The 13,801-nt window shown below is 30.9% G+C and carries 18 protein-coding genes; 10 read left to right on the top strand and 8 right to left on the bottom strand.

The annotated features are described in order from the left end of the window. The 4 genes from ACJ6WR_RS05075 to ACJ6WR_RS05060 all read left to right on the top strand — a co-directional run bounded on the left by ACJ6WR_RS05075 (window position 1) and on the right by ACJ6WR_RS05060 (window position 2,481). The gene (locus ACJ6WR_RS05075) at window positions 1–792 is read left to right on the top strand and encodes an alpha/beta hydrolase (protein WP_409417239.1); all 792 of its coding nucleotides are present in this window, start codon (window positions 1–3) and stop codon (window positions 790–792) included. A 7-nt stretch (window positions 793–799) separates the two neighbouring features. Continuing rightward, window positions 800–1,018 carry a putative signal transducing protein gene (locus ACJ6WR_RS05070; protein WP_035622589.1) on the top strand — a complete coding sequence of 73 codons (219 nt, stop codon included), beginning with the start codon at window positions 800–802 and terminating at the stop codon, window positions 1,016–1,018. A gap of 132 nt (window positions 1,019–1,150) precedes the next feature. After that, window positions 1,151–1,954 carry a Cof-type HAD-IIB family hydrolase gene (locus ACJ6WR_RS05065; RefSeq protein ID WP_409417238.1) on the top strand — a complete coding sequence of 268 codons (804 nt, stop codon included), beginning with the start codon at window positions 1,151–1,153 and terminating at the stop codon, window positions 1,952–1,954. Continuing rightward, window positions 1,954–2,481 (top strand): GNAT family N-acetyltransferase, encoded by a 528-nt coding sequence (locus tag ACJ6WR_RS05060; RefSeq protein WP_409417237.1) that lies wholly within the window; start codon window positions 1,954–1,956, stop codon window positions 2,479–2,481. The genes ACJ6WR_RS05065 and ACJ6WR_RS05060 overlap by 1 nt, the downstream gene beginning before the upstream one ends. 138 nt (window positions 2,482–2,619) lie before the next feature. Here the strand turns inward: ACJ6WR_RS05060 and ACJ6WR_RS05055 are convergent, their stop codons facing one another. After that, window positions 2,620–3,138, bottom strand: coding sequence for a hypothetical protein (locus tag ACJ6WR_RS05055; protein WP_039111285.1), 519 nt, complete (start codon window positions 3,136–3,138; stop codon window positions 2,620–2,622). A gap of 271 nt (window positions 3,139–3,409) precedes the next feature. Beyond that, window positions 3,410–3,529 (bottom strand): hypothetical protein, encoded by a 120-nt coding sequence (locus tag ACJ6WR_RS05050; RefSeq protein ID WP_409417918.1) that lies wholly within the window; start codon window positions 3,527–3,529, stop codon window positions 3,410–3,412. Between the two features lie 252 nt (window positions 3,530–3,781). On the opposite strand from ACJ6WR_RS05050, the gene mtaB reads away from it, so the two are divergent. After that, entirely contained in the window at window positions 3,782–5,116 is a 1,335-nt protein-coding gene (gene mtaB / locus ACJ6WR_RS05045; protein WP_039111284.1) for a tRNA (N(6)-L-threonylcarbamoyladenosine(37)-C(2))-methylthiotransferase MtaB, read from the top strand. Between the two features lie 179 nt (window positions 5,117–5,295). Here the strand turns inward: mtaB and ACJ6WR_RS05040 are convergent, their stop codons facing one another. After that, entirely contained in the window at window positions 5,296–6,012 is a 717-nt protein-coding gene (locus ACJ6WR_RS05040) for a 3-ketoacyl-ACP reductase (RefSeq protein WP_039117663.1), read from the bottom strand. A 254-nt stretch (window positions 6,013–6,266) separates the two neighbouring features. Here ACJ6WR_RS05040 and ACJ6WR_RS05035 point away from each other — a divergent pair, with 254 nt between their 5' ends. Further along, window positions 6,267–7,112, top strand: coding sequence for a L,D-transpeptidase (locus ACJ6WR_RS05035; RefSeq protein WP_409417236.1), 846 nt, complete (start codon window positions 6,267–6,269; stop codon window positions 7,110–7,112). Between the two features lie 64 nt (window positions 7,113–7,176). On the opposite strand, the gene ACJ6WR_RS05030 is transcribed toward ACJ6WR_RS05035, so the two are convergent. The 5 genes from ACJ6WR_RS05030 to ACJ6WR_RS05010 all read right to left on the bottom strand — a co-directional run bounded on the left by ACJ6WR_RS05030 (window position 7,177) and on the right by ACJ6WR_RS05010 (window position 11,006). Next, window positions 7,177–7,764, bottom strand: coding sequence for a phospholipid scramblase-related protein (locus tag ACJ6WR_RS05030; protein ID WP_039111280.1), 588 nt, complete (start codon window positions 7,762–7,764; stop codon window positions 7,177–7,179). Window positions 7,765–7,905: 141 nt separating this feature from the next. Continuing rightward, entirely contained in the window at window positions 7,906–8,532 is a 627-nt protein-coding gene (locus tag ACJ6WR_RS05025) for a hypothetical protein (protein WP_409417235.1), read from the bottom strand. 396 nt (window positions 8,533–8,928) lie between these two features. Next, entirely contained in the window at window positions 8,929–9,762 is an 834-nt protein-coding gene (locus tag ACJ6WR_RS05020) for a DUF6929 family protein (RefSeq protein WP_409417234.1), read from the bottom strand. Between the two features lie 30 nt (window positions 9,763–9,792). Then, window positions 9,793–10,287: a hypothetical protein gene (locus ACJ6WR_RS05015; RefSeq protein ID WP_409417233.1), complete on the bottom strand. Its 495-nt coding sequence runs from the start codon at window positions 10,285–10,287 to the stop codon at window positions 9,793–9,795. 44 nt (window positions 10,288–10,331) lie between these two features. Then, window positions 10,332–11,006, bottom strand: a complete 675-nt coding sequence (locus tag ACJ6WR_RS05010; protein ID WP_409417232.1) for a hypothetical protein — start codon at window positions 11,004–11,006, stop codon at window positions 10,332–10,334. A 227-nt stretch (window positions 11,007–11,233) separates the two neighbouring features. On the opposite strand from ACJ6WR_RS05010, the gene ACJ6WR_RS05005 reads away from it, so the two are divergent. The 4 genes from ACJ6WR_RS05005 to ACJ6WR_RS04990 all read left to right on the top strand — a co-directional run bounded on the left by ACJ6WR_RS05005 (window position 11,234) and on the right by ACJ6WR_RS04990 (window position 13,798). Further along, complete coding sequence (locus ACJ6WR_RS05005) at window positions 11,234–12,115, top strand: PPK2 family polyphosphate kinase (RefSeq protein ID WP_409417231.1); 882 nt, start codon at window positions 11,234–11,236, stop codon at window positions 12,113–12,115. A 149-nt stretch (window positions 12,116–12,264) separates the two neighbouring features. Then, on the top strand, window positions 12,265–12,984 hold the full coding sequence (locus ACJ6WR_RS05000) for a hypothetical protein (protein ID WP_409417230.1): 720 nt from the start codon (window positions 12,265–12,267) through the stop codon (window positions 12,982–12,984). Window positions 12,985–12,989: 5 nt separating this feature from the next. Then, entirely contained in the window at window positions 12,990–13,364 is a 375-nt protein-coding gene (locus ACJ6WR_RS04995; protein WP_409417229.1) for a hypothetical protein, read from the top strand. A 23-nt stretch (window positions 13,365–13,387) separates the two neighbouring features. Then, window positions 13,388–13,798, top strand: coding sequence for a hypothetical protein (locus tag ACJ6WR_RS04990; RefSeq protein ID WP_409417228.1), 411 nt, complete (start codon window positions 13,388–13,390; stop codon window positions 13,796–13,798). Window positions 13,799–13,801: the final 3 nt, after the last annotated feature.

The following is a 13,801-nucleotide window of genomic DNA, read 5'->3' as shown; positions in this document are numbered from 1 at the left end:
TTGATTGTAATAGTTTTAGGATTGCTGTTTATTGTTTATTTGTCTGTTGTTTCATATATCTATTTTAATCAGGCAGGTATGGTTTTTCAAAACTCCAAACTCCCTGAGAATTTTAAATTTGAATACCAACAAAATTTTGAAGAACTCAATATTCGTTCTTTTGATGGTGTAAATTTGAATGGTTTGTTATTTAAAACTGAAAGTCCAAAAGGATTGATTTTTTATCTTCACGGAAACGCAGGTACTCTGGATACGTGGGGAAGTATAGCAAATGTTTATACGAGTTTGGGATATGATATTTTTATCTTAGATTATAGAAGTTTTGGAAAAAGCGGAGGAAAGATTGATGATGAAGATCAATTAAACAAAGACATTTCGGTAGTTTATAAAAAACTATGTGAGAGATATAGTGAAAACAAAATCATCATTGCTGGCTATTCAATAGGAAGTGGCCTTGCGACGATTTTGGCATCAAATAATAAGCCTAAAGCATTAATTCTTCAGGCTCCATATTATAGTTTTACAGAATTAACAGGTAGTAAAGTTCCTTTTTTTCCTGATTTTATGAAAAAATTTAATTTTGAAACGCATGATTATTTTAAAAAGATAAAGGCGCCAATTTATATTTTTCATGGAGATCAAGATCAATTAATTCCTTTTTCTAATTCGGTTAGATTAAGTAAATTATTAAAATCGAATGGGTATCTTTATGTATTAAAAGGACAGAATCATATTGGAATAAATGAAAATGAAGATTTTCAAAATCAATTAAAAACAATAGTATTAAAATAAATAGGATATGGGACTAATGAAAGTGTTTTCGGGAAGTGAGATTTTAGCGCAAGCTTTACAGCAAAAATTAGAAGAGGCGCAAGTAGATACAGTAATTAAAAACAATATCCAATCGGCTCGTTTAGGCGGTTTTGGTAATACAGATTTGGCTGTTGAGGTATTTATTCAAGAGACAGATTTTGCAAAAGCAAATCCTATCATCGAAGACTTTAGAATGAGTCTTTAATTTAAGTAATTAGTCTCAGTTTACAGTCTTAGTAATCACAGTGAACTTAAAGTCACAGTTTTCAGTTTCAGTAAGTACTGAAAACTGTAACTAAAAACTGAAGACTGAATCTATTACTGAAAACTAAAAAAAATGCAATATAAAATGCTGGTTTTAGACATGGATGATACCTTGTTGACCGATGACCATAAAATTTCGGATATAAATAAAGAAATGCTTCTTAAAGCTCAGGCGATGGGAGTTTATGTAGTTTTGGCTTCTGGCAGACCAACTTCGGCGATGACTGCTTTTGCAAAAGAACTGGAATTAGATTTAAATAATTCCTATATGATTTCGTTTAACGGAGCTGTTATTAGTAATGTAAAAGATGATGAAATTCTTTTTGAACAAACTTTGTCAAAAGAACAAATTCACGAATTGTACGATTACAGTTTAAAGAACAAAACGCATATTATTACCTATTTAAATAATGAGATCATCAGTGAAACTGATTCGGAATTTATTGAAATAGAAAAGACTATTACTGGTTTAAAACACCATAGGGTAGCAAGTTTTAAGGAAGCTGTTAATACCGCTGCTGTAAAATGTATTTTGCTCGAAGAACCAAGTTATTTAAAAGGACTTGAGGCTGATTTAAAAACAGCAATGCCTCACTTAAGTGTAGCAATGTCTAAACCTTTTTTCCTGGAAGTAGCTCAAAACGGAATCGATAAAGCGGCAAGTTTAAAGCTTTTGGCAGCAAAATTAGATATTCATCAAAGCGAAATCATTGCTGTAGGAAATGCAGGTAATGATTTGTCGATGATAGAATATGCAGGTTTAGGAGTTTGGGTGGATAATGTTACGCCCGAATTACGAGATAGAGCAGATGTTATTGTAGCATCAAATAATAATCACGGTGTTGCCGAAGTGGTGCAACGATATATCTTAAATTAATGAAAACTTCAATTGAAACAGAACGATTATTACTAAGAGAATTCCTCACTACAGATGATGAGGGAATGTTTAAGCTAGATTCTAACCCAAATGTACATAGATATGTAGGTAATAAACCCGTTACCCATATTGACGAAAGTCGTGCTTATATTAAAAATGTTCTGCAACAATATCAGGATAATGGGACAGGGCGTTGGGCAGTAGTTCTTAAGGAAACCAATACTTTTATTGGTTGGTCTGGAATAAAGTTTATTACTGATATGATCAATAATCACCAGAATTTCTACGAAATAGGATATCGTTTTATTGAGGAATATTGGGGTAAAGGATATGCTACCGAAGCTGGAAAAGCTTTTATAGATTATGCTTTTAATGAAATGAAAGTTGATGCAATTTATGCTTACGCAGATGCAGGAAATAGTGGTTCGAGAAGTATTCTTGAAAAGCTTGGACTGCAGTATACAAATTCCTTTATGCTTGATGGCGATGAGGAAGTTTGGTATAAACTAAAAAATCCTAATCTTTAGTTTAAAATACACCCAAATTTTTACAAACTATTGTTTTTAACGCAGTAACAAAATGTAGGTAAAGTTGTTACCGAATTTTGGTATGTAAAGATTTGGGTGATTGAGTTCGTTATATGATAACGATATTTTTTATAGAACTTATTTTTTTGCTACAGAAATAAAATATTTATTTCCATCTCCCATTGTAAGTTTTACACGTTCGTCGCAAACATCAATAGAGTAATTAGCATTCTCGTAACAAGTACAAGTTGTATTTTTATCTTTAGACATTTCGGTTTTACAGTTGTTGCTTTTGTATGTAGACAATTGTGGTGTGTATAATGACACTAAATCAGTCGAAGCAGTTACTAATGATATGATACTCGCTGTATTACCATTTGCAATTCTATAAACGATTCTGTCAGTATAAGAAATGTCGTTTACAGTTACTTTTCTGATGTAGGTAAAAGCAGTAGAACCTTCTTCAACAGATTTCACTTCAAATTTAAATCCAATACTACGGATTTCGATATCAAATTTTGATTGAGAATTATAACTCGCCCAAGAAGTAAGTGTAGCAATAGTAGGAAACGGATTTGTAGTTGTACTAGCAGTTTGTGCCTGTGCTCCAAAAATAGTTAATAGCATTAATAAGATTGTGGGGAAAAATGCTTTCATTTTATTTTTTAAATTAATTTAAATACCTACTCTATATGGTTTTCGGCTTGCCCATTTATGTTTTTGTGTTCAATAAAGAATTGCAACAACTTTATGAAAAATAGTTAACGCCAATTGCTGTTAAATAGTATTGTTTTTACCACATTTTTCGTGGTGTGAATTTAAGGCGAATATTTACGCGAACAAAGCGTATAATAGGAAAACTTTAGTTTTTTAATTCATTTTTTAAAAATGCCCGCATCTTGTTAATATCCATTTAATTGAGAGAATTTTATTTATAGATAATAATGCTAAAAAAAGTATTTAATATGGGTAAAAATAAGATTTGTCTGTAGTTTAAAAACTTTTTATGTTCTTTTTGGAACTTCATTTTGCAGTTTTTTTTCTTAATTGAGGTTTCATTGGGTCAAAATGACACTTTTATTCTGTTTTTTATAAAATTTAGGTTCTGTTTTTGGTTAAAAGTAAAATCAGGTATTGGTTTTTAAGTATTTTTTGAAGGAAGTAAATATTGGTACATGGCAAAATATTGATATATAGCTAATTATTGATTTCGTTTTGAAGAATATTGTACGTAAATTTGCAAACTCTTTTGAAAAGAGATAAATTATAATAAATACTACTTAAAACGTAGTTTATTGCCATGGAAAATAGAAAAAAAGTTGCTTTTTATACGCTTGGATGTAAACTGAATTTTTCAGAAACATCTACAATTGCTAGAAATTTTCAAGATGAAGGTTTCGATCGTGTCGATTTTGAAGATGTTGCTGATATATATGTAATCAACACCTGTTCGGTTACTGATAATGCCGATAAGCAGTTTAAGCAGGTTGTAAAAAAGGCGATGAAACTTAACGATAAAGCGTTTGTTGCTGCTGTAGGTTGTTATGCGCAGCTTAAACCCGAAGAATTAGCATCGGTAGATGGTGTTGATTTGGTTCTAGGGGCAACTGAGAAGTTTAAAATCACGGATTATATTAATGATTTGAGTAAAAACGATATGGGCGAAGTGCATTCTTGCGAAATATCTGAAGCTGATTTTTATGTAGGAAGTTACTCGATTGGTGATAGAACCCGTGCTTTCTTAAAAGTACAAGATGGTTGCGATTACAAATGTACTTATTGCACAATCCCACTTGCAAGAGGAATTTCTCGTAGTGATGCTTTGGAAAACGTATTGCAAAATGCCAAAGAAATATCATCACAAAATATCAAAGAAATTGTTCTGACTGGAGTTAATATTGGTGATTACGGAAAAGGTGAATTCGGAAATAAAAAACACGAACATACTTTTCTGGATTTAGTTCAGGCTTTGGATAAAGTAGAAGGAATTGAGCGTTTGAGAATCTCTTCGATTGAACCAAATTTACTTAAGAATGAAACGATTGAATTTGTATCTAAAAGTAGAACTTTTGTTCCTCATTTTCATATTCCGTTGCAATCGGGAAGTAATGATATCCTGAAGTTAATGAAGCGTCGTTACCTTCGTGAAGTATATACGGAACGAGTGAACAAAATTCGTGAAGTTATGCCGCATGCTTGTATAGGTGTCGATGTAATTGTTGGGTTTCCTGGAGAAACAGATGAGCATTTCCTTGAGACTTATCATTTCTTAAACGAAATGGATATATCTTATTTACACGTTTTTACTTATTCTGAACGTGATAATACTGAGGCTGTAAATATGGCTGGAGTTGTTCCTGCAAATGTGCGCTCAAAACGTAGCAAAATGTTACGTGGATTATCTGTCAAAAAACGTCGTGCTTTTTACGAAAGTCAATTAGGAGCTAATAAAACGGTGCTTTTTGAAAGTGAAAACAAAGAAGGATACATTCATGGATTTACTGAGAATTACGTAAAAGTAAAAACGCCTTGGAATCCTGAATTAGTAAATACGTTACATGAAATAAATCTGACTACGATTGATGAAGATGGTAGTGTACGATTAGAGTTTGTAAATAAATTAGCAGAAGCTTAAAAGAGAGAAAAGACTGAGGAGAAGCAAGAGGCAAGACTTACGAGATTCTAGAAGTATGAATTGTAACTTATTTGTCTAATTGAGCGGAGTCGAAATTTATATAAACGAAAATAGAAATTTTATAAAATAACAAAACCCCTTTTGCAAGGGGTTTTGTTATATATAATAGTTAGCTTTAATTAAGGATTTGTAGACCAAATACTGCTGTTTTTAATGAAAACTCTACGGTTTAATTTAAGTTGAGCAATGATTAGTTCTGCGATATCTTCAGATTGCATTACTTTTTCAGGATTACCATCTGTTAGCTTTAAGTCTTTTGCCATATCGGTAGCTACAGTACTTGGGGTTAAAGCAGTAACTCGGATATTATGTTTTCTCATTTCTTGCATTAAAGAATCTGTTAGTCCAAGAACAGCAAATTTAGACGCGCTATAAGCACTTGTTAATGCATTTCCGTTTAATCCTGCAGTCGACGAGATATTGATGATGTCTCCTGTTTGGTTTTCAATCATATTTGGTAAAACGGCACGAGTAACATAATAGGTACCCATTAGGTTTACCTGAATGATTCTTTCCCAAGCTGCTGGCTCTAATTCTAAGAAATTACCAAAAGCAGCAATTCCTGCATTATTAATTAAAATATCGATGTTTTTAAACTCGGCTATTGCTTTTTCTACCGCTTTATTTACAGAGTTAATGTCGGATACATCTGCAGTTATTGCTAATGATTTTACTCCAAGAGCATTTATTTCGGTAGCAACCTGATCAATATCAGCTTGAGTTCTAGCCAATAAAATCACATTTACTCCTTCTTTTGCTAATGCAATAGCAACAGCTTTTCCTATTCCTTTTCCTGCACCTGTAATTAGGGCATTTTTATTTTTTAGATTACTCATATTAGTTATTTTAATGTACGATAAAGTACAATTTGTTTGAATCGTTTGTCATACAAAAATACTTATTTTCAACTTTGGAAGTGGCTTTTAATAGGGATTCTTAATATAAAATTAACTGCATTTTTGTTTTTTAAAATACTATTACGTTTTCGTTTTTTCTTTTATTGGTATCTTTAAATAAAGAAACATATGGGGAAAATTATGTAATGCTTTTCTCTATTTAATAAGCCAAATTTGTAGTAAACACATTTATTATGAAAAAGATACTTCTTATTTTAACTATAGCAATTCTGTCCTTCTCATGTAAAAAAAAGGAGAGTCCAGAGATTAAAGAAATAGAAATACGAAAAAAGGCAACAGCAATTTCTTATCATATCGAGAATAGAAAAGATTGGTTGAAGGCTAATACAGCAAATGATGCACAATTAGGTAATCTTGCAGCTATTAATCGTACTGACAAAGCAAATTTTGCTAAAATGGATTCTATTATTGTTCCATCAGATTTAAATGAAAAAATCGAGAATTATCTTCCGTTTCCGTTGACTGTTCCTTATTTGAGAGATATTGATAAGATAATATTCTTTTCGTATCCATCGCAAACATTTGCTGCCTATGAGAAAGGACAATTAGTTTATACTGGACAAACTAATATGGGAAGAAAAAAAGACCCAACTCCAACGGGACTTTTTTATACCAATTGGAAAGCCGAAAAAACGACTAGTACTTTTAACGATGAGTGGGAGTTGCGCTGGAATTTTAATATAGAAAACAAAAAAGGTGTTGGTTTTCATCAATATGCTTTGCCAGGATATCCGGCATCACATTCTTGCTTGAGACTTCAGGAAAAAGATGCTCGTTATCTTTATGATTGGGCTGATCAATGGGTATTGGCTGATGAAGAGAATGTAAAGGTTAAGGGAACTCCTGTAATTGTTTTTGGGTCTTATGATTTTGACGGAAAGAAACCTTGGTTACAATTAGTTAAAGATCCGCTGGCTTTGGAGATTTCGAAAGAAGAGATAGAAAAACAAACAACGCCTTTTCTGGAAAAGATTTTGACTGAACAGAAGAATAGGGAAGGATATCAAAATAACAAATAATAAAAAAAAGTCACGAATTTCTTTTTAATGGAGATTCGTGACTTACTATATTTGGCTTTGATTTTTATTCTTTTAATACCATATCGATACACATTACTGCAGCAAGAATAAGTTGCCTTACGCTATCGTCTTGTGCTACTGAATCTTCTATTTGTAGTACATAATTATCGGCACTAGTGAAGAATTCTTTCCCAATTCCAGCCCATTTTTTATTTACTTGCCCAAGCATTTTTGTGTCTTTGGTAAATTTAAAATCCCAACCTGTCCATTTTCCTTGTAGTGTACAAACAGGTCTTTCGTTTTTGTCTAAAATTTCAAATTTTCCTCCAATAGAAAGTAATTTTTGTTTGAATGTTCCGATTAGGCGTTCTTTTTCGTCGAAAATTTCTACTGTAGAACGAAAAATTGCTACACCGCGTTTTACATTGATTATTTTTTCTCCAGTTGGAGTTGCAATTTCGATGTCGAAAGGAGTTGCTCTTTTAAAATCGGTAAAACGTAATACTTTGGTAAAAAAGCCTAGATTTTTTTCTCGGCAATTCATTATTAGTTCATTGTTTTCGGGATTGTAAATGTCATAGTTATTAGCAGCTTTGAACATTCCGACGTGTTCTTTTACTAGAAAAAGGTTTTGATTTAAAAGAGGGTTCATTTTAATTGTTTAGGGTTAATTTGTAAATTTTAGTTTTATGAAATATAATTTTAGTATTAATTTCGGATTTTGTTATTTTAATAATTTCAGTTCTATATGGATAAATTATTTTTTTAATATAATTTGGAGATATTGTATTGTTTATTCACCTAAACAAATATCATTGTAAAAATTAACGATTTCTTCAATATCAGTAAAAAGCCATTTATCTCCTTTTAATTTTTTAACGATAAAATCACAATCTGCGAAAAATTTAGAAGTGTTTCTTCTCCAGGAATTGATAACTCCGCAATTTAGACAAGTTGGATATTTATCTTTTTCTTTTTTAACATAAAAAAATTCGGGGACGTCTCTTGCTTGAGAATATTGTCCATTAATGTTTGTGCTACGAGATTGTAGTTTATCATGCGGATTTGATATTTGATCAAAAAGACTGTAATCCGAACCTAATTTTTTATATAAAGTAGCTTCCCCTTTTGTAATAGTCTCTACTAGTTTAGGTTTGTCTAGTGAGTTTAATGTCACATATTCAAAGGTTCTATTTATTTCAAAACCAAGGAACGTGATTTTTTTAATGTGTTCATAATCCCATGTATCAGGTTTATCGTCGGGAGAGATTTTAAATTTTATTTTATTGAATTTTAGTGAAGCAAAACCTTCAATAGAATCTCCTTCTTTAAAATAAATAATACATTCTTGGTTTTGTGCATAAATAGGAGTGCTAAAAAAGAGTAAGAAGATAAGTAAGTTTTTATAGGTTTGTTTCATTTTTTAAAATACTCTCGGGAATATAAGAGTAGAACTTAATAGATTGGTATTTTGATAAATATTTTTAGCTACGAATTTTCTTCGCTTGTTCAATTCAATATCGTTTGGTACAAATTTTCATGATTTATTTAATTCTATCTAACTCTTTGCGAAAGGAACGCGGATTATGCGGATTCGCTAAGGCGAAAACGCGGATTAAAACGGATTTTATTTTTGATTATTTTTAAATCAGTTTTAATCTGTGGCTTTACTTTTGTAAATCCGTATCATCCGCGTCCCTTTATAGACAATTTAAGTTAGCAACTCTTTACTTCGTCTGTTCGCTATCGCTCGGGTGTCAAAGTTCCAAAACGACTTTCTTGAAATCTGAGAATATTTGTTACTTTGAGTCTTAAATTACAAGGGTAAAGTTAATTTGTAAATTTTAGTTTCTAAAAGCTCAGTATCATTGTCTTCGCAAAGTAAAAACTCGATTGTATTGTTCGATTTTTTATAAAGTGTTAGTCCTTCAAATTTATTGGTTGCACTAATTTTTTTTGTGTAGTCGATTTTCATGGTTTTTAAATCGATTCTACCAATAAAACTACCTAATATCTCTCCATCGGCATAAGTTGATTCTGTATCTTCGGCTGTAGCCAAAAAGTAAATTTTATTATCTACAAGTATGGCATCGGTAAAACTGCTGCGAACTCCTTTTATTTTAGGTAGTTTATAATCTACAGATATAAGACTGAATTCATCTCCCAGACTTTTGGCGTGTATGGTAAATATGGAGTTTTTATTGGTTTTTCCGTTTCCACGATTGAATAAGTACCAGTTTTCTCCATCAAAAATAGAGCCTTCCAGATTAAAATCTTCGGGTTTTATTCCTGAGAAGTTTTGCATTACGGCATAAAAATCGGTTAAGTTGTTTGTAGTGATTTTGGTTTTTGATTTTACATCAAATTCGACCATTTTATTTCTTTGGTCGGTTGAGCCTGAACCAAAAATATACAAGGTATCGTTATGATGTGTGATGGACTCAAAATCGGGCTTTAGATTTTTTACAATATTTTCGGTTGGATTTGTAATTATCTCATGTTTTTTTAAATCAGAATTATCGATGTTGTATTCGTATAAATAACCACTATTATCGCCAATGATATATAATGAATTGTCTTGATATATAAGTCCTGATGCTGAACCGATCCCGATGATTTGGAATAGGATTTCGAGTGTGAATTTTTCCATGATTGTTGTTTTTGAAAATATATTTTTAATTTACTTCGTCTTTTGACTTTTGATTTTGTCTTTATTTATTAGTCTTGAAGTTTCTTGATTGACAATTTGTTTGATTTTCCGTAAAGAGTCAGATGAATTACATTCAGCGATACTTATATAAATTAAATTATTATCATCGGTTACATCTTGATTATCCATTTTAGCTTTATAAGAACTATCCATTCCGCTTGTGAGATATACTGGAGTTTTTTCGTTATAAAGTAAGCCAGCAATTTCAACTGCTCTCCTGAAAATTGCTTCTTGAATATCTTTTTCATTTCTTGTATATTCAACTAGAGCGACACATTCAAATAAGGCACAAATAGGAATGTTTTGTAAAGAAGGAAAGTTTTCAATTTCTTTGATAGGCTGTAAGTTTTTGAAACATTTACTATAAATTTCGCTATAGACCTTTTCAGTAGAATATTCGTTTTCCTTCTGACTGAATATCTGATTTATAAATAAAAGAAAAAGTATAGTAATTGTTTTTTTCATTATTTATGGAATGGTTTAATGATTGTTGTTTTTGAAGTCTTTATCTATCTTGACTTTGTCTTTTTAAATATATTATTTTTTTCTGCTTCTGAAGTTGTTTTTTCAAGAATGTCAATGATTAATTTACTTTTTAAATTGATGTTATGTTCATAGTTTATGTTGTATAATGTTTTGTTTGAGAAAGTATCGTTTATTTTTTTTAGTTTAAAATGGTCGAAAACTTTTATAGTCGTGCCATTTTTGTTCATCATTTTGAAAACTTGAAAACATGAATGGGAAGTTTTCAAAGTTGATGTTTGTTTATTTTTATTAGATAAAATTTTATATTCAAATGGTTTTATAACTTCTTTTTGGATTAGATCTTTGTTTGAAAAATAAATATCCCAAAAATTATTTTTTGAGACAATGCTTCCGGAATATTGGAAACAGGTATTTATTTTTGTTAAAAATGTTATTCCTTTTTCTTTCCAGAAAACATATGCAGGTTGATATTTTAGTTCATCTGTGCAAGTTTCTTCGCCAAATATTTTAGATGTATCGTAAGTTAGTTCACATCCAACACAATAATTTTCATAAACGCAGATTGTATCAATTTTCTTTGATTGGAGATCTTTAATGAAATCAGAAGTTAATTGATCTATGTCATATTCTTTATCGGTTTGTGCATTTGCAATTATTGTTATAAATAAAATACTGAAAACGAAAATTCTTTGGATCATGTTATATTCTTCGGTTTGAGGAAAGTCTTTTGAAAATCAATATCCAGCCCCGATTGTAATGAAAATACTTTGAGAGGAAATTGTTGTTTTTTCTTGAAGGAACAGAGCGACCAGCGGAAGCTCCTGTTACTTTTTAGAAAAAAGCAATTTACTGAAAAGTATTGTAATGCAAAGCGGGAAAAAGCTGACCAAAAATAGTATATTTACTTTAATTAAAACGAGGAATTATGAAATCAATTGACCCGAAAAATTTTAAAGTTGTTGATAAAATAAAATTATCAAAAATCCCGACTTTGTTGGATATAGATGCCGATGAGAAAGAGAAGGAAGTGAAGCTGGATAAGGTTCAGGCCAAATTGAGTAAACTACAAGATGTGATGTATGCACATAATAGGTACGGCGTTTTGATTTGTTTACAAGGAATGGATACTTCGGGGAAGGATAGTTTGATTCGTGAGGTTTTTAAGGAATTTAATCCGCGTGGTGTTGTGGTTCATAGTTTTAAAACACCTACTTCGGCTGAGTTGGAACATGACTATTTATGGAGACATTATCTTGCTTTGCCTGAAAAAGGGAAGTATGCAATTTTTAACCGTACGCATTACGAGAATATTTTGGTAACACGCGTACATCCTGAATTTATATTAAATGAGAATTTGCCTGGAATTGAGAAGGTAGAGGATATTCCGGAAGATTTCTGGAAGGACAGGATTGAACAAATTAATAATTTTGAGAAGCATATTACCCAAAACGGAACTATTGTTCTGAAGTTTTATTTGCACTTAAGTAAAGAGGAACAACGCCAAAGGTTATTGCGCAGATTGGAGAAAGAAAAGCATAATTGGAAATTCTCGGTATCGGATTTAAAGGAACGTGGTCATTGGGATGAATATCAGCAATATTATGAGGAAGCAATAAATAAAACTTCTACCAAAGATGCTCCATGGTATATTGTTCCTGCAGATGATAAAGAAATGGCACGTTATATTGTAGCCAGAATTATTTGGGAAGTAATGCAAAAACATGCTGACATTAAGGAACCTGAATTGCCAGATAGTATCAAGGATAACATTAAAATGTATAAACAACAATTAGAAAACGAGTCTTAGAAATAAGGCTCTTTTTTTTGGTTTGATGGTTAAAGTTGACTAATTTGGTTTGCTGTAAAAACCGAAAACAGATTCTTATTAGTTCTTATTTTGTGTAATTTTTCTTATGTTTGGTTAAAATAGTAAAAAAGCTACAATAATTAAACATCATGGATACAAGCACTTTTGGATTTGGAATAAAAAGCGATTTAAAACCTTATGAATATACGAACCTCTTTGGAGATCCTTTTTGGGGCGAAGCAGGGAGTTTAAAGGCAAGAAACATATATTTGCAACTGAACGAAAGAGAGAAAGCCTTGATGCTTAAAGCAAATTATATTAAAATGATTGAAAAATCTAGAGCAAGAAATTTTAATATGGCAGCCGATTGTTTGCAATGGTGGTTAGACGGTTCAGGATTTACAAAAAACATCAATTTTAATTGGCTTAGAAAACAGAGAGAGGTTATTGCTGCGGAAGAAGAAAATATTGAGCGTTTTGAAGCTAAAATTGAATCGTTATTAAAAAATTTAGAAGAAGATGAAACTAAATATAGTACTCATTTTGACAAGCAATTTACAGGAGGGATTTTTGGTGAGTTGTTTTATATGTGTGGTACAAGTACGATAACTTCGAGATGTAATTTTACGATTGTAAAGAAAAAAAATATTATTATTTTCTCAGGGACAATAATTCATCTTTGGTGGGATAGATACGATTGGCATGAAGGGGCAAATGCCTATATTCCAAGCTTTGGAAATGTTAGGGACTCGGATGCTTTGTTGGTAGAAAAATACTGTGATGCAAAACCGTTTGATATGAGAAGTCAATGGGAGCAAAGTTTTTATAAAACTTTTCAACATGGAATTTCAAAATTTAGTTTAAAATAGAAAAAATGAAAAAAAAGATATACATAGCGTTAACTACTTTAATTGTTTTATTTTCTGTTTATTATTATTGGGAAAATAGGTATGTAGAACTACGTCCTGTACTTTCAAAAGATGAACCACATCCTATAATAATTTTTCAAAATGATTTTTATAGAATTGCAGAGCGAAATGAAACTCCGCCGAATTTTTACAAGAATATAAAATTTGTTTTAGATCATGAGTTCGTAGATTATGTGATAAAAGATGGAGTTGTTTTTATTCGAAATAAGGACATGAATGATTTAGAAATGATTTGGAATCACACAACTAAAACGAACAACCCAGATTGGCTTAAGATGAAAAGAAAAGAAGATAGTATTAATCGAATTAATGAAAAGTAGTATGAAGATTCGCATTATGAAAAATGAAAAATAAATATATTATAATATTAGGTATTATACTATTCTTAATCTCTGCTTTCTATTATTGGGAAAATAGATTTGTAAAACTTTACCCTGTAGTTACAAAAGAATATACACGCCAAATAATAACTTTTGAAACTGACCTATATAAAATTGCAGAACCAAATGAAGTACCTAAAGATTATTATAAAAATATAAAGTATGTTATAGACCGTTCAGGTCAAGATTATATGGTTAAAAAAGGAGAAATTTATGTTAGATATAAATTAATGAAAGACTTAAATCTTATTTGGAATTATATTACTAGAACTAGCGATCCTCGTTATTTTGAAGAAATAAGAGAAATGGATAGTATTAATCGAATTTATAAAAAGCAGTATGAAGATTCTCAAGGAAAACAGCAGAATTTATAAACA

Origin of the sequence: Flavobacterium sp. PS2, from assembly GCF_046250155.1 — a bacterium.
Taxonomy (GTDB): domain Bacteria; phylum Bacteroidota; class Bacteroidia; order Flavobacteriales; family Flavobacteriaceae; genus Flavobacterium.
The sequence above is the reverse complement of the archived record's forward strand: the minus strand, read 5'-3'. Positions and strand labels throughout refer to the sequence as shown.